This window comes from Arthrobacter nitrophenolicus (assembly GCF_045833485.1).
Taxonomy (GTDB): domain Bacteria; phylum Actinomycetota; class Actinomycetes; order Actinomycetales; family Micrococcaceae; genus Arthrobacter; species Arthrobacter nitrophenolicus.
In genome coordinates this window covers 1,830,587-1,855,671 of sequence record NZ_CP174504.1, presented here as the reverse complement: position 1 = coordinate 1,855,671, position 25,085 = coordinate 1,830,587, and the positions used below count along the sequence as shown (strand labels likewise).

Genomic DNA, 25,085 nt, shown 5'->3' with positions numbered 1-25,085 from the left:
TTCGACCGCGTCGGCAGATCCCCGTGCCGGAGCGGTGAGGGCCGGTGCAGGTGAGCTTCCCGCTTGGCAGCTGACCAAATCCGCAGGACACGTCATCGTCGACTCGCTCGTTGCCCATGGCGTCACGCGCGCTTACGTCGTTCCCGGCGAGAGCTTCCTCGACGTCCTCGACGGGCTCCACGATTCGCCCATAGACACCGTCGTGTGCAGGCATGAGGGCGGTGCCACTTACATGGCTGAAGCTGACGGCAAAATGAAACAGCTGCCGGGCGTCGCCATGGTGACCCGCGGCCCGGGTGCAGCGAATGCACACGTTGGCCTGCACACCGCTTGGCAGGACTCCACTCCCCTGGTGCTCTTCGTGGGCCTCATCCCGTTCGCGCACAGGGACCGGGAAGCCTTTCAGGAGTTCGATATCAAGGCATGGTTTAACAGCGGCGCCAAGCGGGTGATGGTGCTTGATCACGCCGAACGAGCCTCCGAAATCGTTGCTGAAGCCATGTTCGCAGCCATGAGCGGGCGCCCCGGCCCTGTTGTGGTCGGTCTTCCCGAAGACGTCATCCGCGAGCACGTTGACCCAGCAGTGCATCCGGTCATACCCGTCGCCACGGGCGGAATGACGACGGCGGACGCAGCTGCAATAACCGCAGCACTGTTAGATTCCACGAAGCCCTTGTTCGTCACCGGTGGCAATGACTGGTCCCAGGCGGCCGCCGATAAGCTCACGGCCTGGCTGGAGAAGCACCATCTCCCCGCAGCCGCAGAATGGCGGACGCAAGGGACCGTCCCCTTCGACTCCCCATCATACGTCGGGCCAATCGGTTACGGCCGGCCACGCCCCACCTATGATCTCCTGGAAGAAACCGACCTGCTGATATTCGTCGGCACAGTGCCCGGCGATGTCATCACCGACGGTTTTGTCTGCCGGCAGGACTGGAACAAGAAGAATTTTCTCGTCACGATCGACTCCTCCCTGCGCGGACGATCCGGCCCGGTCTCCTGGCAGATCGTGGCGAAACCTGACGTCTTCATCCGCGACCTTGTCGAGATCGAGCTCCCGGTGAAAGAAGAATGGAAGGCCTGGACATCCCGCATGCGCAAGGAACAGGAAGCCTTCGCTGCTCTGCCACCTGCCGCTCCAGGCAACGGTCCGGCACGAATGGACACCCTCATGGCCAACCTCGTCCCCACGCTTCCCCATGACGCCATGGTCACTTTCGGCGCCGGGGAACATACCAACTGGGCCCACCGGTACTTTCCTACCCGCCGTTACGCCTCCATGCTCAGCGCACGCAACGGATCCATGGGGTACTCGGTGCCCTCAGCGATCGCCGCCTCCCTCGAAACACCCGGACGACGGGTCATTACCATCGCCGGCGACGGCGAATTCCTCATGAACGGGCAGGAACTGGCCACCGCAGCACAATACGGAGCCACTCCCCTGGTTGTCGTGATGGACAACCAGGAATACGGAACCATCCGCACCCACCAGGAACGCCACTACCCGGACCGCGTCTCCGGAACCCAGCTGAAGAACCCGGATTTCGCCCTGATGGCCCAAGCCTTCGGCGGCCTCGGCATAAGAGTCGAACAAGATCACGATATCCCGCAGGCCCTCACCGCAGCCCTCAAAGCCATAGACGATGACAACGTATTCGCACTCATCCATCTCATCGTCGAACAACGCGTCAAAGCGTACTAACACCCCCCTTGCCGATCCTGGACCGTTCCGGAATCGACCACATCACTGGAACATCCAGCACATTAGCCTCCGCCGACCCTGACGCCGGACAGCACTCCCCTTCCTCCTCACAGGGACCCATGAAAACCGCTAGGGTTTCCCAACCTCGCAACTGAGAGGCTCCTGATTCAATCTACAAAGGGCCACTGCAGAGGGACCTTGAAGGCTCATACCGCGTGCCCAAAAAGAACGAAAGTCTCAATGGAAAGCACGCGCGCTCTGCCGGACCTGGAGAAGTCACCAATGTTCCCGACCATGCCCGCCGCCCTCTCGGTACGAGTCGAGAGGGCAGGCGGATGAGATTACTTGATCCTGCTTACCGGTAAAAAGCGAATACATCGCGATTCACTGTCAATAAAACGGAACTTCGCGCTATCTTGACGCACCGCCGTTCCCCGTCCGCCGGATAGGTTTCGCTCCGGACTCCCGCGGGATACGTGACTTTCAGCCCCCGAGCGCCGATGTGCTTGCTTGCTTGCTTGTCACCGTTCAACGTTCCGTCCGCCGTGAGGGTTGCCGCGGCGAGTTTCGGTGGATTCGTCAGGCGCCCCGTCACCTCTGCAAGACTGGCCGGCGTTTCGGTATTCGTCGCCCAAAGCGAGTCTGACCACTTGATCCCCCGGGAACTTCTTGCGCGCACCTGGTCCTACCTTCTCAACGATTCAGGGAAACAGACCTACGCCCGACGCGACCCCGGCGCCCACAACTTCACCCCTGACGCCGTCAACAAACTGAGCAGCTGGAGCACCGGACGGTTCCAGCCCATTTCCCGTGCCGCCCAGACGCGGCCGGGGAAATGAACGTCTTCCTCGGCGGGGCTTGCCGACCACCGCCAGAAGCTGGTCCCGGGGTATCGGCGGAGCAACACCCGAGGCGGGGTCGGACAACGTTCTGGCACGGCATGGCCTAGTTGTCGGTCGCTTCCTGTGCCTTCTTGTGGAACCATTCGATGTGCTCTTGCAGGAGTCGGGCCGCGAGTTCTCCGTCGCGTGCCTTGACGGCGTCGAAGATGCCGTGGTGTTGGGTGCGGAGTATGGAAATGACGTCCGGCCAGGCGTCCATGGCCTCCATGGCACCTTTCACGTACCCGACAATGGCACCGCTTAGGGATTCCATCATGGTCGCCACTACTGCATTGCCGGCAAGGGAGCTCAGCGTCACATGAAACCTGGCGTCCAGTTCATGGAAGGCTTCACGATTGATGTCTGGGTGGTCCATGGCGTGCAGTAGCTGAGCGGCCTGCTCCAGGTCTTCCTCACCGCCAACTCTTTTCGCGCCGGCCCGGGCTGTCCAGGTTTCGAGCAGGATGCGGGTCTCCACGATGTCTGCGACCGGAAGTGTGCTGCTGGCAACGTGCAGCCGGAGTGCGGACGATAGTCCGGCGGACGGGTCGGAGACGACGATTGCACCAGAGGTGGGTCCGGATCCGACGGAGCTTCGCAGTATTCCCATGGCGTCGAGGACGCGGATGGCTTCGCGCACTGAGGCCCGGGAGATGCCGTAGTTTTCGGCGAGTGTTCGTTCGCCGGGGAGGCGGTCGCCGACTTTGATTTTGCCCGAGCGCAGGTCCGCTTCGATGTCTTTAAGGAGCGCGTCATGGGTGCGACGGCGTGGGGTCGCTCCTGCGTCAACGGTTGCCACGGGCGGGTCGGTCCTTAATGCGCGGGGAGTGTGCGGGCATGCCTGCCCGCACACTCCGTACTGTTTGGGTTGGAACGCTAGGGCAGCATCCAGCCAAGGATGGGGGTGGACTGGAGGTAGGACAGCGTGCAGAGCACGAGCAGCAGCGCAACACTCCATCCCACTACTTTACGCAGGATCACGGATTCCTTGCCTTCAAGGTTGACCGAGGATGCGGCGATAGCGAGGTTTTGTGGGCTGATCAGCTTGCCGACGACGCCGCCGGAGGTATTGCCAGCCACGAGAAGGTTTGGATCGATTCCGGCCTTCAGGCCTGCGGTCTGCTGGAGCTTGCCGAACAGGGCGTTGGCTGAAGTGTCAGAGCCGGTGACTGCCGTGCCGATCCACCCCAGGACCGGTGAGAGGAATGCGAAGAAGGTGCCGGTGCCGGCCAGCCAAGTGCCGATGGAAATCGTCTGCCCGGAGAAGTTCATGACATAAGCCAAGGCGAGGACCGTGATGATCGTCAAACCTGCCCAGCGCATCCGGTAAATGGTGTTCCAAATCTCCTTTACCGCATCTCCAATCGTGATGCGGTAGCGGCCACCGTCGTTGTACTTGGAATACACGGCGGCGACGATTAGGCCTGTGAGCAACAGCAGGGTGCCCGGGGTGGAGAGCCACTGGAATGAGTAGACGGTGGATGAGATGGGCTTGCCCTCGGCATTGACGAGGGCGTCGTGCAGGATCGGCCACGGGATCTTGATATCGGTCGAGGCGAGGAATGCGGGGACGTTCACGCCAAGTTTCCACAGCTTTGCGATGCCGAAGACGACGATCACGAGGAAGTACGGGAACAGGGCCAGCCAGGTGCGCCTGGGGGTCAGGCGGTCTTCGGCGGTATCTGCGGTGGCGACAGCTGAGCCCCGGCGTGAGCCGCCGCCTGCCGTGGCGGAGGCTGCCTTCTCGGCTGCCTCAGCGAGCACGCCCAGGCGTTCGCGTGCGGCGTTGCTGCCCTTGGGCGTCCAGACGCGGAAGAACAGTACGGCCGCGCCGAGCCCGGCGAGGGAGGCGACGATGTCGGTGAGTTCGTAGGAGAAGTAGTTCGAGCAGAGGAACTGGGCAACGGCGAAGGAGAAGCCGACAACGAGCGCGGCGGGCCAGCAGTCCTTGAGGCCCTTGCGGCCGTCGAGGATGAAGAGCAGGATCAGCGGCACGATGGTGGCCAGCAGCGGTGCCTGGCGTCCGACGATGGAGGCAATGTCCGTGGCCTGAAGCCCGGTGAGCCCGGCGGCGGTGGTGATCGGGATGGCCATGGCGCCGAAGGCGACCGGGGCGGTGTTGGCGACCAGCACGGCGGCAGCGGCACGCAGCGGAGGCAGTCCGAGAGCGAGCAGCATGGTCGCGGTGATCGCGACCGGGGCGCCGAATCCTGCGAGGGCCTCGAGCAGGCCGCCGAAGCAGAAGGCGATCAGGACCGCCTGCAGGCGCACGTCGCCTTTACCGATCACGTCAAAGACGCGGCGGAGGTCCTCGAAGCGTCCGCTGAGGACGGTGACCTGGTAGAGCCAGACGGCCATGATGACGATCCACAGCACGGGGAAGGCGCCGAAGACCCCGCCCTGGGTGGCGGACAGCAGCGCCAGGCCGGCCGGCATCTGGAACGCCACGATGCCGACGAGCAGGGCCGCCAGCAGGGCGAAGGCCCCGGCGATATGGGCCCTGGTTTTGACGACGGCGAGCAGGATGAAGAAGGTCAGCAGCGGCAGCAGGGCGACGATGGCCGACCAGGCGATGCTGTTGAGCACCGGGTCGGTGCTGGGGGTGAACTGGTCCACGGAGTTCCTCCACATTGAGGGGGCGACAGGGGGAGTATGGTCTGACCTCTGTGGTCGGACCAGTAGAGTGTAGCGCACATCTCCCCCGATTGTGAGCCCCTTCACTTGAGCATCGGTTGTTGCCAGTGGCGCCGGTCACGTGGTCTACTATGGTCAGACCACAACCCCTTAGCCCGAAAGGCTGTCATGCGAATCGCTTTGTTCGCTACGTGCATCGTGGATGCGATGTACCCCGCCACGGCGCGGGCCACCGTAAAGATTCTGGAGAGGCTGGGACACGAGGTCGTGTTCCCGTCCGGCCAGGCCTGCTGCGGGCAGATGCACGTTAACAGCGGCTACATCAAGGAAGCCGTCCCCGTCATCGCCAACCACGTGAACGCCTTCGACACCGAGGACTACGACGTTGCCATCGCCCCTTCGGGGTCCTGCGTCGCGTCCGTAAAGCACCAGCACCCCATGGTCGCCCGCGCCTGCGGCGACAAGGACTTGGAAGCCCGGGCCACCGCAGTCGGCGCCAAAACCTACGAACTGTCCGAACTCCTCGTGGACGTCCTGGGCGTCACAGACGCCGGTGCGCAGCTGGGCTCCTACTTCCCGCATCGGGTCACCTACCACCCCAGCTGCCACGGCATGCGCCTGCTGCGGCTGGGTGATCGGCAGTCCCGGCTGCTGGCCACCGTGCAGGGAATCGACATGGCAGAGCTGCCCGAAGCGGACCAGTGCTGCGGGTTCGGTGGCACGTTCTCGATGAAGAACGCCGATGTCTCCTCGGCCATGCTGGAGGACAAGACGGCCAACATCGCCTCAACCGGCGCCAGCCTGTGCGCCGGCGGGGACGCCTCCTGCCTGATGCACATCGGCGGCGGCCTCTCCCGGCAGGGCAGTGACGTCGCCACCCTGCACCTGGCCGAAATCCTTGCAAGCACCGTTGAGGAGCCCGCGGCCGTTAGCGGCGATGTGCTCGTCTCCATCGGAAAGGCAACACGATGAGCACCTTCCTTGGCATGCCCTCCCTGCCCGTCTACGGCACAGGCAACCTGCACGCCTCCCAGTCCTTCCCAAAGGCGGCCCACCGGGAGCTTGGCAACGCCCAGCTCCGGGCCAACCTTGGCCACGCCACCCACACGATCCGGGACAAACGGCTCAACGTGGTCTCGGAACTGCCTGACTGGGAAAATCTACGCGACGCCGGCTCCGCCGTCAAGGAATCTGTGATGGCCCGCCTGCCCGAGCTGCTGGAACAGTTCGAGGCGAACTTCACCGCCCGCGGCGGCGTGATCCACTGGGCCAGGGACGCCGATGAGGCCAACGAAATCGTGGCCGGGCTGATCCGGGCGACCGGGGAAACCGAAGCGGTCAAGATCAAGTCCATGGCCACCCAGGAAATCGGCCTCAACGAGTACCTCGAAGAACAGGGCATCGCCGCCTATGAGACCGACCTCGCCGAGCTGATCGTTCAGCTGGACCACGACAAGCCCAGCCATATCCTGGTCCCGGCAATCCACAAAAACCGCACCCAGGTACGGGACATTTTCCTCCGCGAAATGGAGGGCGTGGACCCTGAGCTGACCAACGACCCCGCACGCCTTGCCGGCGCCGCCAGGGCGCACCTGCGCCGGAAATTCCTCACCGCCAAGGTCGCCGTCTCCGGTGCCAACTTCGCCCTCGCAGATTCCGGTACCCTCGCCGTCGTTGAATCCGAAGGCAACGGCCGGATGTGCCTGACCCTGCCCGAGACTCTGATCACCGTGATGGGCGTGGAGAAACTCCTGCCCACCTGGCAGGACCTTGAAGTGTTCATGCAGCTTCTCCCGCGGTCATCAACTGGTGAGCGGATGAACCCCTATACCTCCCTCTGGACCGGCGTCACCGAAGGAGACGGGCCCCAGAACGTCCACCTGGTTCTGCTGGATAACGGCCGCAGCGCTGCCCTGGCCGATGAAATGGGCCGCTCGGCACTGCACTGCATCCGGTGCAGCGCTTGCATGAACGTCTGCCCCGTCTATGAACGCACCGGTGGCCACGCCTACGGGTCAACGTACCCTGGCCCGATCGGGGCGATCCTCTCACCCCTGATGACCGGCATCCAGGCCGAGGAGAACAACTCGCTGCCTTATGCGTCCTCGCTGTGCGGGGCCTGCTACGACGCCTGCCCCGTCAAGATCAACATCCCCGACATCCTGGTGCACCTGCGCAGCGTGGACGTGGACAGCAAACGCGGGAAAAAGAAGATCCCCACCCAGATGGACATCGGCATGAACGCCGCATCCTGGGCGCTGTCCTCCGGCAAACGGCTGGGCATGCTTGAAAAAGGCCTGCCACTGGGACGCCTGGCGGCCGGCCCGGACAAGAAAATCACCAAACTGCCCGGCATCGCCGCCGGCTGGACGCAAAGCCGTGACATCCCGGCCCCGCCCAAGCAATCCTTCCGCGACTGGTGGAAGAAGGAACACCACGCCCCGGACACCGCCCCCGCCGCAGCCTACAACCAGGAAGACCAGCCATGAGCGCCCGCGAAGAGATCCTCGACCGGATCCGCACCGCCCTAAAAGACACCCCCGAGGTTCCCGTTATCCCTCGTGGGTACCGGGCCTCGAGCCAGTTGGACGAAGCCGAACTGATCGAGCTGCTGGTGGACCGCCTGATCGACTACAAAGCCCGGGTCTCCATCGTGGACACCGCGGACGTTCCTGCCAAGATTGCAGAACTCCTCGCCGGGGCCGGCAGCTACGTTGTGCCAGCCGGGCTGGACGCCGGCTGGCTCACCGGACCGGAACTCGAACAGGACAGCCGGCGGCGCACGGACTCGGTGACCGCGCCACTGAGCGTCGCCGAGCTCGATGGGATCGACGCCGTCGTGACGGGAAGCGCCGTGGCCGTCGCCGAGACCGGGACCATCATCCTGGACGGCAGCCCCAACCAGGGCCGCCGCGCTATCACCCTCGTCCCGGACCACCACATCTGTGTTGTGAAAGTCGCCGACATCGCCGGGATCCTGCCCGAGGCCCTGGGCCGAATCAACGGCACCAGGCCTTTGACCATGATCAGCGGGCCCAGCGCCACCAGTGACATCGAACTGGAACGGGTTGAGGGAGTTCACGGCCCCCGCACACTCGACGTCATCATCGCCCGCTAAAACTACGGGGGCGCGGCCGGCATCCAGGCCGTGCCCCCACAGTGCCGGCGCCCACCCGTTCACCACCGCCGCCGAACGAAAGGCACCCCCATGCCCGTCTACCGCCACGACACCTGGAACACTCTCCGCGGCGCGGCCGTGGAAATCCGAAAAAACGGGACCACTATTCGCACAGGGCTCGTCGAAGACGTCATGCCCGATTCCTCCGCCCTGTGGATCGCCGCCCACGGGCTGACAGGCCGCGTACTCATCGAAGCCGCTGAAGGACACGAAGTGTGGGTGGAACCAAAGCAACTAAAAGGTACCCGCGCCTACCGCATGACCTGGTCCGCGCTTCACCCCGACCCGGCCGGTACCGGCGTGAAGGCCCCACCCACGGACGGCTGCGCTACCACATGCGTACAGCAGTAACGGAAAGAGCATGACCAACGGGTTCCTCTGACTTGTCTACTTCCTCTCCGACAGCACCGGCATCACCGCGGAAACCCTCGGCAACACCTTGCTGAGCAGATAGGCATCACGCTCAAACCCAGCGGCCGGCCAGTACCGACTGAGGCTGGTGCTGGTCCGTGATGGTGCAATCAGCTTCTGAGATTGAGTGCAGGCGGCTTCTGGAAGGGACATTAGGTCCGGAATCTCGTGTGAATAGGCAACACCCCGAACCGGCGTCCGGGGTGCCTGGCCAGGGAGGATACGCCTGTCGCCGGAGTTCACGACAGTCCTTTCGAAACTGTAGAGGTGTAGAACATTACATCGCCAGCCCCTGTCCCAAGAGATGTCCATCAGGCCCCTGATTCTTTGGACTATTTCGATGATTGTCGGTGCACTGCACCCGGGTTTCCTGCCGCTCCTCATGTCAGGTTGGCTTCTGAGAGCATCATGGAGCGACTGTCAATGAAACCGAATTTCGCCCTATTCTGACGCCGAAGTTGATGGGCGCGGTGTGTAGCGGACGCTCCTAGGGTTTCTGTTCCATCGGGCACGACCCGATGGCTACTGACGGCTTTTTGCGTGGACCGTATCGGTGGCGCCAGATGACCATCCTGCGTTTTCCTCCGGCACAAGGATCAGATCGAGGTAGCCCTTGAGGATGCCGGGCACGTCCACGGTGTCAGGATTGAGGAGCCACTCGGTTTGAATTCCTTCCCATAGAGCCACGATGGTAGGTCCCGCGACATCAGGGTCGACGCCCGGCCTGAGCCGGCCAATGCTCGCCAGATACCGCAGTTCCCCGCTGTATTCCTTCCGGAGGCGGGCGAAGCGCTGGACGAAGTAGTTGCGGGCGGGGTGGTCCTCAGTTGTGGCTTCCCCGGAGAGTACGGAGTAGAGCTCTACGAGGTGGGGAAGCCCTTCATTGTGCTCCGCCTGCCGCACGATGGTTTCGGCAAATCGCTCCCGTGTTCCCGGGGTGCTCGTAGATATCCGGTCACGGTACTCGAGCACCGCAACAAGCAGCTGCGCTTTGGTGGGGAAATGGTGCAGGAGCGTCGTCTGACTAATTCCTGCCCGGTCCGCAACGTCCTGGATACTGCCGCCGTTGTAACCCCGTGACCCGAAGACCTCTACCGCAGCTTCAAGAATTTGCCGTTGACGCTCAGCGGTCTTGGCGTAGGGGCCGCGCGGTCCTGAGCGTGCGTTCGCCTTCTTAGTCATGTAATCCAGTCTAATTTCATGAAAGCCGAGCATTCACTCGGGTTTCATGTTAGCCTTGTCACGTCGGGCCATCCGGCTCCGGTGCCGCGTCCGCGGCGCTGACCATAACGAAGTGGGACTCATGCCATCTTTGACACGACGACAACTCCTTTGCGGTGGGCTCGGCGCCTCCGCCCTCGCCCTTCTCACCGGATGCGCCACTCCGGGAACTGTTTCCGTCAATACCGCACCTGCAATTCCTGCCGCCAGTGCCGGTGAGAAAGTGACCCTCACGTACTGGTCCTGGCTCAAGAACGTCCAGAAGGTTGCTGACATCTGGAACGCCAGCCACCCGAACGTCCAGGTCGAGACGGTATGGATCCCCAGCGGCAACCGCGGCGGGTACTCCAAGCTTTACGCCGCGCTAGCGGCCGGCGGCGGCCCTGACCTAGCGCAGGTTGAAATGCGCACGGTCCCCGAGTTCATGCTCGTCAACGGGCTCGTGGATCTCTCGCGCTACGGTGCCCGTGACTATGCGAACCGTTACGACCCCGCACTGTGGAGCCAGGTGAGTTTCTCCGGGGGTGTCTACGGCATCCCCCAGGATTCGGGGCCAATGGCCACGTTCTACCGCCCGGACGTCTTGGCTAAAGTAGGCGCCTCTGCCCCAGCGACGTGGGAGGAGTGGGCAGCCGTCGGGCAGGAGCTGCGCAGTGTCGACGCTTATATCGACTGTTTCTCCCTCGCGGACACCTCCTACTTCGTGTCTTTTGCCGCGCAGGCTGGTGCCCGCTGGCTGCGTCCAGCCGAGGATGGATGGGTCATCAACATGACTGACGATTCAACGCTGAAGGTCGCGCGGTTCTTTGACCGGGCCATCGATGACGGCATCGTTACTACCGCTTACGGCCCCTTTACTCCCGGCTGGTACGCGGCGGCCTCGAGCGGGGAGTTCGCCTCGCTAACGAGCGGCAGCTGGGCCGATGCGCTCGTACAGAGCGTCAGCGGCGGAGCTGGAAAGTGGCGTGTGGCGCCCATGCCCATCTGGGACTCAACGGGATATGGGTCGAGTTACCTTGGCGGGTCTACCGCGGCTGTCCTGGCTAACAGCAAACACCCCCGCGAGGCCCTTGAGTTCGCTGTCTGGATGACGTCCACTCAGGCCGGCATCGACGCCGAGATCGCCAACAGTGGCATCGGATGGTCGCCCGTGCCGGGCATGATCGGTGCCGCGCGTGAGAAGCCATCCGACTTTTTCGGGGGGCAAAACTACAACCAGAACGTCATCGTGCCAGCGAGTAAGTCGCAGAACATGGACTGGTCTTGGTGGCCCGTCACCACGCAGTCCTTCAACATTTTGAGCGACGGGTTTCGTCGTAAGGCATCGGGCACGAGCTTCGTCGACACCGTAGTGGCTGCCGAGCAACAGATCATGACCGCCTTCAGGAACAAGGGCCTGACGATTAGGAAGGAGCAGGCATGAGCACCGCCGCAGAAACAGCACATCCGGCAGTACCCAGGCGGGAGGGCCGTGACCGGGCAAGGCAACAGCGTCGTGCCGTCACCAGCGCACCCTGGATCCTGCTCGCACCCTTCCTGGCACTCTTCGCCCTCACGTTCATCTTCCCGATCATCGCTGCGGTCGGTTCAAGCTTCACAAAAGTGACCCGCAGTGGCCTCTTCGGCGAAACGGGCGTCCACTCCGGGTTTGCGGGTTTCGAAAACTATGCCCGCGCACTCGGAGACGGAAGCTTTGTCGCCTCGATCGGCCGGGTGCTGCTCTTCGGCATGGTCCAGGTCCCTGTCATGATCGCCCTTTGTACGGTTCTTGCGCTCCTACTGGAGTCAGCCTCGGCTAAGTGGCCCGGTTTCTTCCGCGCCGCGTATTTCATGCCTTACGGCGTGCCGGGTGTCATCGCGACCATCCTCTGGTCGTTTCTTTACGTCCCGGGCCTGAGCCCGCTGGTGGACGCGGCCGGGTCTGTGGGCCTCACCGTGAACTTCCTTGGCCCGGATACCGTGCTGTGGTCCATCGCCAACATCGTTACGTGGAGCTACACGGGCTACAACATGCTGATCGTCATAGCCCAGCTCAAGGCAATTCCCAGTGAGGTTTATGAAGCTGCGCGCGTGGACGGTGCCGGACCTTTCCGGGTCGCGTGGACAATCCAGCTGCCGCTCATCCGGCCCGCCCTCGTGCTCACCACGGTGTTTTCCATCATCGGCACGCTTCAACTGTTCGCCGAGGCCCAAGTCCTCCAGACTGTTGCGCCGGCCGTCAATAGCCAGTACACCCCGAACCTGTCCGCCTACACTACTGCCTTTGCGTACAACGACTACAACGTCGCCGCCGCCCAGGCCGTGCTCATCGCCCTCGCGGCTTTCATCCTCTCCTTCACCTTCCTCCGGTTCACGAACAGGAAGTCCTCATGACTGCTGCCACCCCCACCCTTAGCCAGCCGCAGAACATCGCCGAGAAGCCGCCTGTGACCCGTCGTCGGCGCCCCGACTCCACAACCATTCTCGTCACCGGGCTGCTTGTCGTCGCAGCGCTCTATTTCCTGGTCCCGGTCTACTGGGTGGTGGTCGCCGCGACAAAGACCAGCGGTGACCTCTTCGCCACCAACGGGTTCCTGTTCGCCCCGCACTTTGTCTTGTGGGACAACCTGGCGAACGTCCTCGCCTACGGGGACGGCATCTTCGTGCGCTGGTTCCTCAACTCAATTCTGTATGCAGGAGTGGGCGCAGTCGCCGCGACGTACTTCGCCGCCGCAGGCGGTTACGCCCTGGCCAAATACAACTTCCGGGGCAACAGTTTCATCTTCGGGCTCATCCTCGGCGGCGTTCTCGTCCCCGGCACCGCCACGGCCCTGCCCCTGTTTCTGTTCTTCAGCCAGCTCGGTATCGCCAACACGTACTGGAGCGTCCTGCTACCCTCCCTCGTTTCGCCGTTCGGCCTGTTTCTGTGCCGGGTCTACGCGCAGGCAACCGTGGATCCGGCATTGTTGGAGGCTGCCCGCATCGATGGTGCGGGCGAGTTGCGTATCTTCCATTCCGTGGGACTGCGCGTTCTCACTCCCGCCCTCGTGACGGTGTTCTTGTTCCAGCTTGTGGGCATCTGGAATAACTACTTCCTGCCGCTCGTGATGCTCTCCGACTCGAAACTGTTCCCCATCACGGTCGGTCTGAACAACTGGCTTAGCCAGGCCGACCGACTCCCCGAGTTCTACCAGCTGACCACCGGCGGCGTACTGCTGTCTGTCATCCCGCTGGCCATCGCCATGATCGTCCTTCAGCGTTTCTGGCGTGGAGGCCTCACAGAAGGAGCCGTCAAATGATCCCGAACCCAGCGGAGGCAACAGCCTCCACCGCTTACGTCACCGACCCGGGCCCGGGAGAAGGACGGCGGGTACCTGCCCGTTCCTGGCTTCACACCGACGCCCCGTCCCTGTCCCTCGACGGGCAATGGCGATTCCGGCTCCTCAACGGAGTCCCCGGAACGCCCGGCGGCCGGGGGGTCTTGCCCCGGGGGGAAGCCGCAGACGCGATGGCCGCCGCGGAGTACGACGACACTACGTGGGAGTCGCTCACCGTGCCCTCCCACTGGGTGCTTCAGGGCGACGGATCGTACGGCCGCCCGATCTACACCAACGTGCAGTTCCCCTTCCCCATCGACCCGCCGTTCGTCCCCGACGAGAACCCCACCGGAGACTACCGCCGCACGTTCGAACTGCCCGCCGACTGGAAGACCAACGACTCAGCCGGCGACGGCCGCATCGTCCTGCGCTTCGACGGCGTCGAATCCCGGTACAAGGTATGGGTCAACGGCACAGAAATCGGGTGGGGCGCCGGCAGTCGCCTCGCCCAGGAGTTCGACGTCACCGACGCCGTCAGCGTTGGCACCAATACGATCGCAGTCCGCGTCCATCAATGGTCCGCTTCCAGCTACCTCGAAGACCAAGACCAGTGGTGGCTCCCTGGAATTTTCCGGTCAGTGACCCTCCTGTCCCGCCCGGCCGGCGGCATCGAGGACATCTGGCTCAGGACCGGCTACAACGACGGGGCCGGGATTATAGAACCGGAAGTTAAGGCGACGCCGTCCTCATACCCTGTTCGCCTCCGCGTACCCGAGCTCGGCATCGACGTCGAGTGGGCTAACCCCGCCGATGTTGCACCCGTGGCGGTTTCTGCCGTCGAACCCTGGACCGCCGAAACCCCAAGGCTCTACGACACGACGGTGGCGAGCAAGACCGAAACTGTGTCACTGCGGATCGGCTTCCGCACCGTTGAAATCGTTGGAGACCAGTTCCTGGTCAACGGACGCAAGGTCGTGTTCCACGGTGTCAATCGCCACGAGACCCACCCCACGCTCGGCCGCGTCTTCGATGAAGACTTCGCCCGCGATGACCTCGCGCTCATGAAGCGCTCCAACGTCAATGCAATCCGTACCAGCCACTACCCACCCCACCCAAGGCTGCTCGAACTCGCAGACGAGATGGGCTTCTGGGTCATCCTCGAGTGCGACCTCGAGACTCACGGGTTCGAGCGGCACGACTGGGCCCGGAACCCGAGTGACGAGAAGATGTGGCGCGAGGCGTTCCTTGACAGGATCGAACGGACTGTGGAGAGGGACAAGAACCGCCCCTCGATCGTCATGTGGTCCCTCGGCAATGAGTCCGGCACAGGGCAGAATCTCGCCGCCATGTCCGCATGGGTGCACGCACGTGATGCAGGCCGACCTGTCCACTACGAAAATGACTACGCCGGCGCGTACACCGACGTGTACTCCCGCATGTACGCGACCCTGCCCGAGGTGGAGACGATTGGGCGCGACGGCGACACCACGCCGCTGCTGGGCTGTTCCCCTGCCGAGGGGGCACGGCAGCGGAGCAAGCCGTTTGTTCTGTGCGAGTACGTCCACGCGATGGGCAATGGCCCCGGGAACATATCGCTGTATGAGGACCTGGTCACGAAATACCCGCGGCTGCACGGCGGGTTCGTGTGGGAGTGGCGCGACCACGGTATCGCCGCCCGTACCGCGGACGGCACCGATTACTTCGCCTACGGCGGCGACTTCGGCGAGGAAATCCATGACGGCAACTTCGTCCTCGACGGCCTCGTCCTCTCCGACTCGACCCCCTCTCCGGGACTGTATGAATTCAAGGCCGTCGTGGCGCCAGTGGGACTTACCTTTGAAGGGCTCGAGCCGGGCGGCAAGCCCCTGGTCCGGGTGGCAAACCTGCGACACAGCGCTGATCTGGGAGACCTGATCTTCCGCTGGCGCCTTGAAGATAACGGCGAACCAGTCGCCTCCGGTGAGCTCACCGTCGATGGGCTCGACGGCGGTCCTCTCGCCCCTGGCGCTTCAGCCTCAGTGCCCCTCCCAGTGTCCGCGGAAGGATGCACGGGAGAGGTATGGGTGACCGTCGAGGCCGTCCTCGCGCAGGATGCCGGGTGGGCGCCTTCCGGGCACGAAGTCGCCTCGGCGCAAGGCCGCCTCGCGTTACCCGCGACGCGCCCGCTGCCGTTCGCTGCCGGGCTCCCGGGCCGAGCTTGGCGGCAAGGGGAAAGCGCTGGGCTCCTGGAGCTCGGACCGGCAGTCTTCGATCAAGGGCGACTCGTTACACTCGCGGGCCTCCCTGTCGATGGGCCCCGCCTTGAACTGTTCCGGGCTCCCACGGACAATGACCGCGGCGAATCCCGGGGCGGATACATCGACACCGACCCCTGGGCACCAGACGCAGACGGAATCCCCGGCGTAGGAACTCCCGGGCCTTCGTCGGCAGCACGCTGGTACAAAGCCGGACTGGACCGGCTGCACGGGCGCGTTGAGGCAGTCGAAGTGCTCGATGAACGGGCCCTCCGTGTCCGCACCCGGTACGCCGCGGCGGACCAGGTCCGCACCGTCACCGTCGAGGAGCAATGGATCCTCGATTCCGAAGGTCTGTGGCTGCGGGTGGACATTCTTCCGTCCTCCGATTGGGACGGCGTTTGGCCCCGCGTCGGGGTCCGGTTCGGGCTACCCACCCACGTGGACGCAGCGTCATGGTTCGGGCTGGGCCCACACGAGTCCTACCCGGACAGCCTCGAAGCTGCGCATGTAGGACGGTACGCCGCCGGGATCGATCAGCTCGCCGTGCCATACGCGCGGCCGCAGGAGAGCGGTCACCGCGGGGGTCTTCGTTCGCTCAGCCTGCTCCGGGGCTCAGAACCGTGGATACGGTTCGACGCGTTCCCGGATGCACGGGGCCGCCTGCCGGGCTTCACCTTGAGCCGCTACACGGCCCAGGAGCTGGCCGCAGCTGGACACCCGCACGAGCTGCCTCTTGCCACGCGCTCATGGCTATATCTCGACGCGGCTCAGCACGGGCTCGGCACCCGCTCGTGTGGCCCCGATGTTTGGCCCGAGTCAGCGTTGGCGCCGGAGGCACGAACGCTGACCTTCCGCCTGGGGGCCCCCAAATGACCAGCCTCGTAATGCCCAGTACGAGCACCGAAACCGTCCCGATCTCGGGTCGACAGACCACGCTGCGCTACGGCCCCTACACCGCCGAAATAGCCAGCGTAGGTGCAACGTTGCGCTCCTTGCGCCACAACGGCAGAGACCTGATTCTCCCCTTTTCGGAACATCAGGTCCGCCCCGCCTACCGAGGTGCAGTCTTGGCCCCCTGGCCCAACAGGGTGATCGCAGGTCGATATGAATTCGAAGGCGTGGAATATCAGCTCGGTATCAACGAACCGAGCCGGGGCCATGCGCTCCATGGGTTACTGGCCTGGCAAGACTGGTGCCCCGTGGAATCCGACGAGTCCTCGGCAATTCTGTCCACCGTCATTCAAGCGCGGAGCGGTTACCCCTTCCGTTTGGACGTACAGGTGTCCTACCAGCTGGATCTTTCCGGGCTGCACACCACGGTTACAGCCACCAACACCGGCCCTGGCTCTGCACCTTACGGGGCGGCCGGACACCCATACCTGATCGCCGGCGAGGGCCGGGTCGACGACTGGATTCTCGAGCTGCCCGCAAGGAAAGTGCAGCAAGTCACGGCAGACCTTCTGGTACCAACGGGAGTAAGTGACGTTTCCGATGATCGACGCTACGACTTTGTGTCCCCCCGACCTATCGGTTCCACAACACTAGACCATGCCTTTACCGACCTTGAAGGTGACGATGAGGGCTACTCAACTGCACGCCTGACGACATGGGACGGGTCGGGAACTTCGATGACATGGGGCCGGGACTGTCCCTGGGTTCAGATACACACAGCCGACCTTCCGGATGTGGAATCCAGCAGAGCCGGCCTGGCGGTAGAACCAATGACCTGTCCGCCTAATGCCTTCAACACCAGGACAGACCTCATAGTCCTCCTCCCGTGGAGACGCTGGCCAAGCAGTACGTCGCTTCCGTCACCGGCAGCTCGGGACAGCTCTGCACCTCCCCCGGCCTGGTCTTCGTCCCCGCCGGCGAAGGTGGTGAGCGCTTCGCCGCAGCAGTCACCGGCGCCATCAGCGAACTGTCCGGCCAGACCATGCTTAGCGGAGGCATCGCCTCGGCCTGGCAGCACGGCCATGATGCCCTCGAAGCAGCAGCCGATGTGGAGGTTCTCGGCCGCGGCCAGAAGGGACCGGGAGAAAACGCACCGGCACCGGCCGTGTTCTCCGCCGAGCTGGATGTATTCATCAACAACCCCGTCCTGCACGAGGAAATTTTCGGCGCGGCATCCCTCGTGGTCCGCTACAAGAGCATCGAGGACCTGATCGAGGCAACCAGCAAGCTGGAAGGACAGCTCACCGCGTCCCTGCACATCACCGAGGACGACTACACCGCTGCCGCACGGCTCATCCCCACTCTGGAGCGCAAAGGTCGGCCGCATCATCGTCAACGGCTGGCCCACCGGCGTCGAGGTAGGCCACGCAGTGGTCCACGGCGGCCCCTTCCCGGCCACGTCCGATTCGAAGTCCACCTCCGTGGGATCGCTCGCTATCGACCGCTTCCTGCGCCCGGTGGCCTACCAAAACTTCCCCGACCAGCTCCGCCCCGCGGCACTGCAGGACGCCAACCCATGGAAAGTCAACCGGCTCATCGACGGCAAGCCTGAACAGTCCCGCTAGGAACCTCCCGCCTTCCGGCCCCGGGGCATGCCTCCCGCAACGAGTCGCCCTGGGGCCGGAGCCCCAACCGCACACAGAATTGAGCATTAATGTCCGCCATTGCGCTGGAAGATATCGCGGGAACGCTCCGCACCGCCCGCCTGAGCGGCGAACCAATCGCTGCACCGACGGAAACTTGGCCGGCCCTTGACCCGGAAGCCGCCTTCGAAGTGCAGAAGCTCAACGTCAGCCACGCCGTAGCCAACGGCGATCGGCTGGTCGGCTACAAGCTCGGCAACATCGCCAAAGTCATGCAGGACGCCTTCGGCCTGGACCAGCCCGACTACGGCCACCTCCTGGCCAGCAGCTTCGCCTACGAAGGCACAGCCCTCAATCGGGACTCCTTCATTGAGCCGTTCGTTGAGCTGGAGCCGGCCTTCATCCTGGGCAAGAACCTCGGCGGCAAGAACACCACGGTCGCCGACGTCATCAACGCCGTCGAATACGCAGTGCCGGCCATCGAAATCATCGACTCCCGGGTGAAGAACTGGGCCATCGGCCTGGCAGACACCCTCGCCGACAACGGCTCCACCGGCGCGATCCTTCTCGGCGGAACACCCCGGCGCCTCACCGACCTGAACCTTCGCGACACCCGCGGCGTCCTAACCTTCAACAACCGGGAAGTCATCTCCGGAACCACCGGCAACATCCTCGGCAACCCCCTCGCCGCCGTCGCCTGGCTCGTGAACCGCATGGCCGACTACGACGTGAAGTTCGAAGCCGGCCAAGTCATCCTCCCCGGCAGCTGCCTGCAAGCCGTTCCGATGAAGGAAGCCGGCCGCTGGTCAGGGACCTTCGAAGGCTGGGGCACCATTGAATTCGACGTCGTCTAGTCGAAGGTATTAGTCCAATGTGGAGTGCAGAAGTGGGCCAGCCGGCACTAGGTCACATTGCACTACACCCGAACCTGACGTCTAACCCCCTGACGTGGGCGGACTTGAACAGCGGACGGAGCTCCCATTCGTTCTCCGGTGCCCGCCCCGGTTGCAACTGTTGACAGATGCTCCGAAGGACCTTAGCGGACTCATTAACTCCAGAATCGGCGAACTATTTCGATCAGTCCCGAGCTTCACCACGCTTTTCCCTTGCCCGGCATCTGTCAGGGTGGAGTCTGAGAAGGTCAGGAACCGCTGTCAGCAAAAACGGGACTTCGTCTTATCCTGACGCAGCAGCTGCATTCGTTGCGCCCAATTAGCCGAAGGTTCTTAGGACCACAGCACCGAGGGAGTAAACTCACAGGGACTCACAAGACTCACAAGGACTCACAGATGCCCTCGCTGCCGAACCCTTTCCGCCCCACCGCGGGGGCTACTCCCCCGGAACTCATCGGGCGCCAGGGAGTGCTTGACGAGTTCGAGTACGGTCTTAGGCTCGGTTCGGGCGCCCCAGGATTGCTGACCATCATTACCGGCGCCCGCGGCATCGGCAAGACGGCGCTGCTCAGCGAGGCCCAAGACAAAGCGCGGGAGCAAGGCTGGATCGTCGTCTCCGAAACCGCCACGCCCGGCTTCCTCGGCCGGATCGGCGAGACCATGCGGCTTCACCTGGAAGAACTCGGCCCCGGCCCTGCCGGCCGCCGAATCACCGCCCTTGGCGTAGCCGGATTTACGGTAACGACTCAACTGCCGCCCGAGCGGCAGGTAGATTGGCGCCGGCTGGGCGAGCAACTCCTGAATGAACTCGCGGAAAAGAAGACCGGGCTGCTTTTCACCGTTGACGAGATCCACTCAGCTGACCGGACGGAACTGTCCCAGCTCGCCGCGGACGTCCAGCACTTTATCCGCGACGGGCTGCCGATAGGCCTGCTTTTCGCCGGGCTTCCGGCTGCGGTTTCGGACCTGCTTAACGAAGGCGTCGCCACGTTCTTGCGCCGGGCGGAACGGATCGACCTGCACGCCGCGGCCATCAATGAAGTTGAACGTTCCTACGAGGACACGTTCCGGCAGGCCGGAATCAAGATCGACGAGGACCAGGTCCGGCGGGCGGCTGAGGCGACCGGGGGCTACCCCTTTCTGATCCAGCTCATCGGCTACCAGCTGTGGCGTCAAGCCGAGATCAACAATTTCACCTTGGAAGCGGATAACGTCACCCAAGCCATCGCAGCAGCCAGTCGCCGCCATGAGATGACGGTTATAGAGGCAGCTCTCTCCACCGCCTCGGAGAAAGACATGGATTTCCTCCGTGCCATGGCCGAAGACGATGGTGTTGTTGCCGCCGGGAACATCGGCAAGCGACTCAACGCGAAAAGCAACGTCGTCGCCAACTACCGGGCCCGGCTCATCGCCGCGGGACTTATCGAGGCCCCCGCGTACGGCAAGGTCGATTTCGCCATCCCAGGCCTCCGCGAATACCTCCGCAAAAGTCGAGACAAGTAGCTCCCTTCATCGGGCACAGCTTCATCTCGCCCACCAACCAGCCTTATCGAGTCTCCATTATCGAGGCTTGAAATTGGCGGAGTGGGGGCGTCGGAGAAGGGCTAGTTTCGCCTGCCAAAGCACTCGAATTTGCCCATCTGAGTTGAGCGGCGACTCTGGACAGGACGGCGGCAACGGGCGCAGTCTGGCGTTGTGCGCAGCAAAGATGTCCACGTGGGCGAGACGTATCGGGTTGAAGTCCCGCAACGCCTGCCGCCGGAGCTGTCGGTTCCGCTCTGGGCCGCAGTTGACTGGCCGGCTTTGATGCTGCTTCAGGGATGTTGGTTTGAGCTCACGGTCCTCGACATCGAGGCAACACGGGCACCGGCGACCGTCCACGGGATTCGGTTGCTGCGACGCACCGACGTGGTCCTTCCACTCAACAGCGCGCAGGTCGCCGAACTGGGTTTGCCAGCGGGGTCTTACGAAATTGCCGGGCACGTGCGGCCGCTTGACGACGAGGCTGTTGTCTCGATGCCGGCCGTTCAAACGGTCACCATGCCGGTCAGATGGCTGCATACCCTGGCGTCCAAACCTTCCCGGGACCACAGAGACGCCAGCTACAGCGGACTATGAAAGTTGGTCCCTGCCGGCGTCGGTTTCCCTGAGTTCAGAGCACAAGCGAGAACGACCAGAAAATGACAAGTCAGCAGCCTCCGCAGCGCGTCTACTTGTACCACCACCGCCCAGTTTCCCGCGCACGCGCTGCCCTGGGAAGAGTTAGCTTATGTTCGCGCCCGCGCGGTCCGGCTACAAGCTAATACCGCCTTTCCCGGCTAGAACACCCAGTCCCATGGCTTTACAGAACGGCCGTTATCGGCGCCGGGGAGAAGCGCAGGAAAGGGCTTCTCCTGACCTCCAACCTGCGCCTGCGCTCCCATGCGTTGGGGCCCTCAAAGCGCGTCGCCTGGAAACCGCAAACAGGCCATTATTGCCGCCTGACAGAAGGCAGGCCCGTCCAACAGTGAAGCCAGTCGTCGGTGCCAATTCGAGCGTCGGGTTGCCGTGTTTTCGTCGACCTGCCGGTCTCGGGTTGAAGAACTTCCCCGCCTGAGCGTTGGCCCTTCTCTTCAAATCGGCTTCTACGCCCCACCCTCATACGGAAAACCGGTGGTTACGCCTGCCCCTGCAGTACAGCGCACGGGCTGCCGGCCTGCTCTGCAGCGGCGCCTCCTATTGTCTGAACTGGAGACGTGCTTCAGAGAAGCCTTGAACCCGCGTCAGTTCGATACTCAGTACGAGTTCTAGTTTAACTTCATACACATGGATAGTGGAGTGCGTCTCACTGCCGGTTTTATCATCGTGGTAAGCGTCACAACCGTCGCGACGACAAAGACGTCATGTGACGACCGGCATGGCCGCGCATGCAGGCTGAAGACGAGGCAAAGCGCCTCTTTCGAATTGAGGTTTCGTTAGATGAAAAACCACTACCGGGCTGCATCAATAACCGGGATCGTATCGCTGGCTATTATTCTTTCTGGCTGCGGAGCAGCATCCGAGCGCTCTGCGCAAGGCCCGCAAGTAGATGCTTCGATCGCTCCTGAAATTGGCACCGCACTTCAAAAAGAGGGGCCAGTCCAAATCATTGACCAGGATTTTCTCTCGGCAAGTATCCATGCGGAGATGATGGCCCAATTGTTGGAAAAAATGGGCGGCGAAGCATCGACGCTTAAAATTGCAGACATCAATTCTACATGGCCAGCGATGGCTAAAGCAGACAATCTGGTGAATCCAGAAGCCTGGGATATCTTTTTTGGCCCTCAAATTGAAGAGTACGTCGAAAAAGAAAAGAGCGTCGTTCAACTAGGGACACTTTCTATTACTGCCGAGGAGGGTTGGTATGTTCCTACGTATGTTATCAAAGGCGATCCAGAGCGGGGCATCGAACCAGCTTGTCCAGGCCTTCCCGACTGGAAGGCGCTCAACGATTGCGCGCATATATTCGCTTCCCCGGAGACGGGGGGTAAAGGAAAATACCTCACGGGTCCGGCTGGTTGGATCGATTACTACGGTGACGCTCAAAGGATTGAAAACCTAGGCCTCAACTACGAGGTTGTTGCTGCTGGTTCTGAGGCAGCCCTGGTTGCAGAAATTAAGCGGGCGTATGACCGAGGAGAGCCGCTTCTCAGCCTGATGTGGTCGCCGCACTTCGTAACCCAGAAATATGATCTGACGCGAATCGAGTTTCCCCCGTATACGAAGGAATGCTGGGGTACAACGTTTGCCTGCGGCTGGCAGGATCCCAGCTTGCTCAAGCTAGCAGGCAGTGAGTTTCCAGAGAAACGTCCCACAGCCGCTGACTTCGTCTCGAAATTCTCTCTTAGTGATGATGATCTCGGCGCACTGATGGTTGAGATGGAAGAGAGTCAGGATGCCGCAGACGTAGTTGTTAAGAAGTGGATTGACGAGAATCCTGACGTGTGGTCGCAATGGCTGCCGTCAGTTCCTTCAGAATCATGACGACAGTGACCAAAATAGCCCCTGAGCAAGAGACTCCCCGTGCAGAAATGCAAGAGGTGGAGACCAAGAAAAGTAGAACTCGCCGCGAACTGAATCATGTGGTCAGCGGCCTGAAACCCCCCTATTCCTCCCGTGCTCGACGGGTCGCCTTGTATTTGGGCCTTCTCGTAGCCGTGTTATCAGTGTCCTCAGTGGTAGGACAACAATTCCCGACATCATTTCGGGTACCTTTCGGTTCCGCTACAGAAGCAGTATTCGAATGGGGCGTCGATCATCTGGCTTGGCTGTACGAGCCTGTCGCCGAAAGCCTCGAAGACGTATTAGTATCCATGCAGTTCATGCTCGTGGACCTTCCAGCACCGTTGCTGGCACTCCTTCTTATTGGAATTGCCTACGCACGATGCGGTCCTCTTATCGCCGGACTTCTGACGGTTGCCCTTGGCTTCGTTATCTCAGTGGGATTGTGGGACGAGACGCTGCAAACCCTGGTGCTGATGGTTGTGGCTGTGGTGATCGCCGTCATTTTGGGCATCCTCATTGGCGTCGCTGCACAGATGAACAGAAGGTTTGAAGCTTTCGTACTCATCGCACTTGATGCCATGCAAACTTTTCCAGTTTTTGCCTATTTGGTGCCGATTGTGTTTATTTTCGGCCCTGGAAATACTGGTGCCCTTATTGTGACTATTATTTGGGCGCTCCCGCCAGTAACTCGTATGACAATACTAGGAATTAAAACGGTCCCTTCCGAAAGCATCGAGGCCGCCACGTCCTGCGGCTCGACCGGTTGGCAAATCCTGAGGAATGTACAAATACCCCTGGCACGTCCCAGTATCATGGCTGGCGTCAACCAGACAGTCATGTTTGCCATGAGTATGGCTATCGTTGCCGCCATGATCGGAGCTGGTGGTCTGGGTCAGTCGGTATGGGGCAGCCTGACCCGGCTCGCATTCGGACAGGCACTTGAGGCGGGGATTGCTCTCGTCCTCTTCGCTATCGTGCTAGACCGCGTTACCGGCCAAGGGAAAAAAAGCACAGGACATGGACTGTTCTCCGACTTCAGAACCCTGGTTACGACAACCGGCGCAGAGCGTCCCGCGCTTGTGAAAAGAGCTTTTCAGCAGCACCGCAGAACCATCCTGACGGCAGCGGTGTTATTCGCCGGAACCATCTACATTTCTATGGTCCCAGCTCTGCGATTTGCGAACTTCGAGACCCCACCCGAGTCGCTCAGACTTTCGTTTGCCGATCCGGTTGACCAAGCGGTGGACTGGCTCAATCTCAACCTTGGATTCATTCTCGATGTAGTAGTTGATGGCATTCAGGGGTACGTCCTAAATGGCGTGACGGCCTTGCTCCTGGCAATTCCATGGCCAACAGTCTTTTTCGTGGTGGTCGGGGCAAGTCTGTTGCTCCGCGGCATTCGTGGTGCGGCTCTTGCGGCGGCTGGCCTACTGGGCATAGGAGTGCTGGGAATGTGGGAAGCGGCGGCAATTACTCTCGGGATAGCGGGGGCCGCTGTTCTAGTAGCACTCTTCATTGGGCTGCCGATCGGTGCGGTGATGAGCCGCAGTATCAAACTAGAAAGAACTATCCGCCCAGTACTTGATGTCATGCAGACGCTGCCGGTCTTCCTATTCGTTATCCCTATCGTCGTAGTCCTGGGAACGGGTGCGGTGGCCGGCCTGCTGGCAACCGTTCTCTACTGCCTCCCACCAGTAATACGCCTGACAAATGTCGCACTTCGCGGCGTCGACAGCGAAACGGTGGAGGCGGCCACAAGCACCGGCGCGACGGAGTGGCAACTGCTACGCACCGTCAAGATTCCCCTCGGCATGCCCACGATCATGATCGGAATTAATCAAGCGATTATTCTCTCGCTCGCAATGGCGGTCGTAAGTGCATTTATTGGCACTCCTGGGTTGGGACAGGCACTGCTCACCGGCGTGGTGACTGCCAGACTTGACTTGGGGATTGAGGCCGGTGTGGCCATGTTCTTACTTGCAGTTGTTGTCGACCGACTCGTAACCGGCGTGAACCGGAAGATTCAAGCACATAGTCATCTTGTTCCCGCTTGACGACTAAACGATAGGAAAAGA

At 62.2% G+C, this 25,085-nt stretch carries 18 protein-coding genes and 2 pseudogenes; 17 read left to right on the top strand and 3 right to left on the bottom strand.

The genetic code is table 11. From position 1 onward, the window contains the following. Positions 1 to 34: 34 nt before the first annotated feature. Positions 35 to 1,702, top strand: coding sequence for a thiamine pyrophosphate-dependent enzyme (locus ACJJV6_RS08660; RefSeq protein ID WP_407710482.1), 1,668 nt, complete (start codon positions 35 to 37; stop codon positions 1,700 to 1,702). A 650-nt stretch (positions 1,703 to 2,352) separates the two neighbouring features. After that, positions 2,353 to 2,541, top strand: coding sequence for a hypothetical protein (locus ACJJV6_RS08655; RefSeq protein ID WP_009357491.1), 189 nt, complete (start codon positions 2,353 to 2,355; stop codon positions 2,539 to 2,541). Positions 2,542 to 2,647: 106 nt separating this feature from the next. Here the strand turns inward: ACJJV6_RS08655 and ACJJV6_RS08650 are convergent, their stop codons facing one another. Both ACJJV6_RS08650 and ACJJV6_RS08645 read right to left on the bottom strand, forming a co-directional pair. Continuing rightward, on the bottom strand, positions 2,648 to 3,382 hold the full coding sequence (locus ACJJV6_RS08650; protein WP_009357492.1) for a FadR/GntR family transcriptional regulator: 735 nt from the start codon (positions 3,380 to 3,382) through the stop codon (positions 2,648 to 2,650). 77 nt (positions 3,383 to 3,459) lie between these two features. Then, positions 3,460 to 5,199: an L-lactate permease gene (locus ACJJV6_RS08645; RefSeq protein WP_193592506.1), complete on the bottom strand. Its 1,740-nt coding sequence runs from the start codon at positions 5,197 to 5,199 to the stop codon at positions 3,460 to 3,462. 186 nt (positions 5,200 to 5,385) lie between these two features. Between ACJJV6_RS08645 and ACJJV6_RS08640 the strand changes: the two genes are divergently transcribed. The 4 genes from ACJJV6_RS08640 to ACJJV6_RS08625 all read left to right on the top strand — a co-directional run bounded on the left by ACJJV6_RS08640 (position 5,386) and on the right by ACJJV6_RS08625 (position 8,746). Further along, positions 5,386 to 6,189, top strand: coding sequence for a (Fe-S)-binding protein (locus ACJJV6_RS08640; RefSeq protein ID WP_354176573.1), 804 nt, complete (start codon positions 5,386 to 5,388; stop codon positions 6,187 to 6,189). Next, positions 6,186 to 7,706: a LutB/LldF family L-lactate oxidation iron-sulfur protein gene (locus tag ACJJV6_RS08635; protein ID WP_407710311.1), complete on the top strand. Its 1,521-nt coding sequence runs from the start codon at positions 6,186 to 6,188 to the stop codon at positions 7,704 to 7,706. The genes ACJJV6_RS08640 and ACJJV6_RS08635 overlap by 4 nt, the downstream gene beginning before the upstream one ends. Further along, a complete protein-coding gene (locus tag ACJJV6_RS08630) occupies positions 7,703 to 8,335 on the top strand; it encodes a lactate utilization protein C (protein WP_009357496.1) in 633 nt (210 codons plus the stop codon). The genes ACJJV6_RS08635 and ACJJV6_RS08630 overlap by 4 nt, the downstream gene beginning before the upstream one ends. Positions 8,336 to 8,425: 90 nt before the next feature. Next, positions 8,426 to 8,746: a hypothetical protein gene (locus ACJJV6_RS08625; protein WP_407710310.1), complete on the top strand. Its 321-nt coding sequence runs from the start codon at positions 8,426 to 8,428 to the stop codon at positions 8,744 to 8,746. Between the two features lie 582 nt (positions 8,747 to 9,328). Here ACJJV6_RS08625 and ACJJV6_RS08620 read toward each other — a convergent pair. Further along, positions 9,329 to 9,988, bottom strand: a complete 660-nt coding sequence (locus ACJJV6_RS08620) for a TetR/AcrR family transcriptional regulator (protein ID WP_052014066.1) — start codon at positions 9,986 to 9,988, stop codon at positions 9,329 to 9,331. 121 nt (positions 9,989 to 10,109) lie between these two features. Here ACJJV6_RS08620 and ACJJV6_RS08615 point away from each other — a divergent pair, with 121 nt between their 5' ends. The 11 genes and pseudogenes from ACJJV6_RS08615 (at position 10,110) to ACJJV6_RS08565 (ending at position 25,064) form a co-directional block, all read left to right on the top strand. Further along, complete coding sequence (locus tag ACJJV6_RS08615; RefSeq protein ID WP_354176588.1) at positions 10,110 to 11,450, top strand: extracellular solute-binding protein; 1,341 nt, start codon at positions 10,110 to 10,112, stop codon at positions 11,448 to 11,450. Further along, the gene (locus ACJJV6_RS08610; RefSeq protein WP_009357499.1) at positions 11,447 to 12,400 is read left to right on the top strand and encodes a carbohydrate ABC transporter permease; all 954 of its coding nucleotides are present in this window, start codon (positions 11,447 to 11,449) and stop codon (positions 12,398 to 12,400) included. Before ACJJV6_RS08615 ends, ACJJV6_RS08610 begins: the two co-directional genes overlap by 4 nt. Continuing rightward, positions 12,397 to 13,305 (top strand): carbohydrate ABC transporter permease, encoded by a 909-nt coding sequence (locus tag ACJJV6_RS08605; protein WP_009357500.1) that lies wholly within the window; start codon positions 12,397 to 12,399, stop codon positions 13,303 to 13,305. The genes ACJJV6_RS08610 and ACJJV6_RS08605 overlap by 4 nt, the downstream gene beginning before the upstream one ends. Next, entirely contained in the window at positions 13,302 to 16,433 is a 3,132-nt protein-coding gene (locus ACJJV6_RS08600; RefSeq protein WP_354176569.1) for a glycoside hydrolase family 2 TIM barrel-domain containing protein, read from the top strand. Before ACJJV6_RS08605 ends, ACJJV6_RS08600 begins: the two co-directional genes overlap by 4 nt. Then, positions 16,430 to 17,305, top strand: a pseudogene (locus ACJJV6_RS08595) (aldose 1-epimerase family protein); the annotation flags it as partial. The gene ACJJV6_RS08600 and the pseudogene ACJJV6_RS08595, both read left to right, overlap by 4 nt. 32 nt (positions 17,306 to 17,337) lie before the next feature. Continuing rightward, a pseudogene (locus ACJJV6_RS08590) lies at positions 17,338 to 18,076 on the top strand (aldehyde dehydrogenase family protein); the annotation flags it as partial. Positions 18,077 to 18,165: 89 nt separating this feature from the next. Continuing rightward, positions 18,166 to 18,948, top strand: coding sequence for a 2-keto-4-pentenoate hydratase (locus tag ACJJV6_RS08585; protein ID WP_009357502.1), 783 nt, complete (start codon positions 18,166 to 18,168; stop codon positions 18,946 to 18,948). 435 nt (positions 18,949 to 19,383) lie between these two features. After that, positions 19,384 to 20,490, top strand: a complete 1,107-nt coding sequence (locus tag ACJJV6_RS08580; protein WP_009357503.1) for an ATP-binding protein — start codon at positions 19,384 to 19,386, stop codon at positions 20,488 to 20,490. A 192-nt stretch (positions 20,491 to 20,682) separates the two neighbouring features. Continuing rightward, positions 20,683 to 21,105 (top strand): hypothetical protein, encoded by a 423-nt coding sequence (locus tag ACJJV6_RS08575; RefSeq protein ID WP_035752401.1) that lies wholly within the window; start codon positions 20,683 to 20,685, stop codon positions 21,103 to 21,105. Between the two features lie 840 nt (positions 21,106 to 21,945). Then, a complete protein-coding gene (locus tag ACJJV6_RS08570) occupies positions 21,946 to 22,989 on the top strand; it encodes a glycine betaine ABC transporter substrate-binding protein (protein ID WP_407710309.1) in 1,044 nt (347 codons plus the stop codon). Positions 22,990 to 22,994: 5 nt separating this feature from the next. Further along, entirely contained in the window at positions 22,995 to 25,064 is a 2,070-nt protein-coding gene (locus ACJJV6_RS08565) for an ABC transporter permease (protein ID WP_407710308.1), read from the top strand. Positions 25,065 to 25,085: the final 21 nt, after the last annotated feature.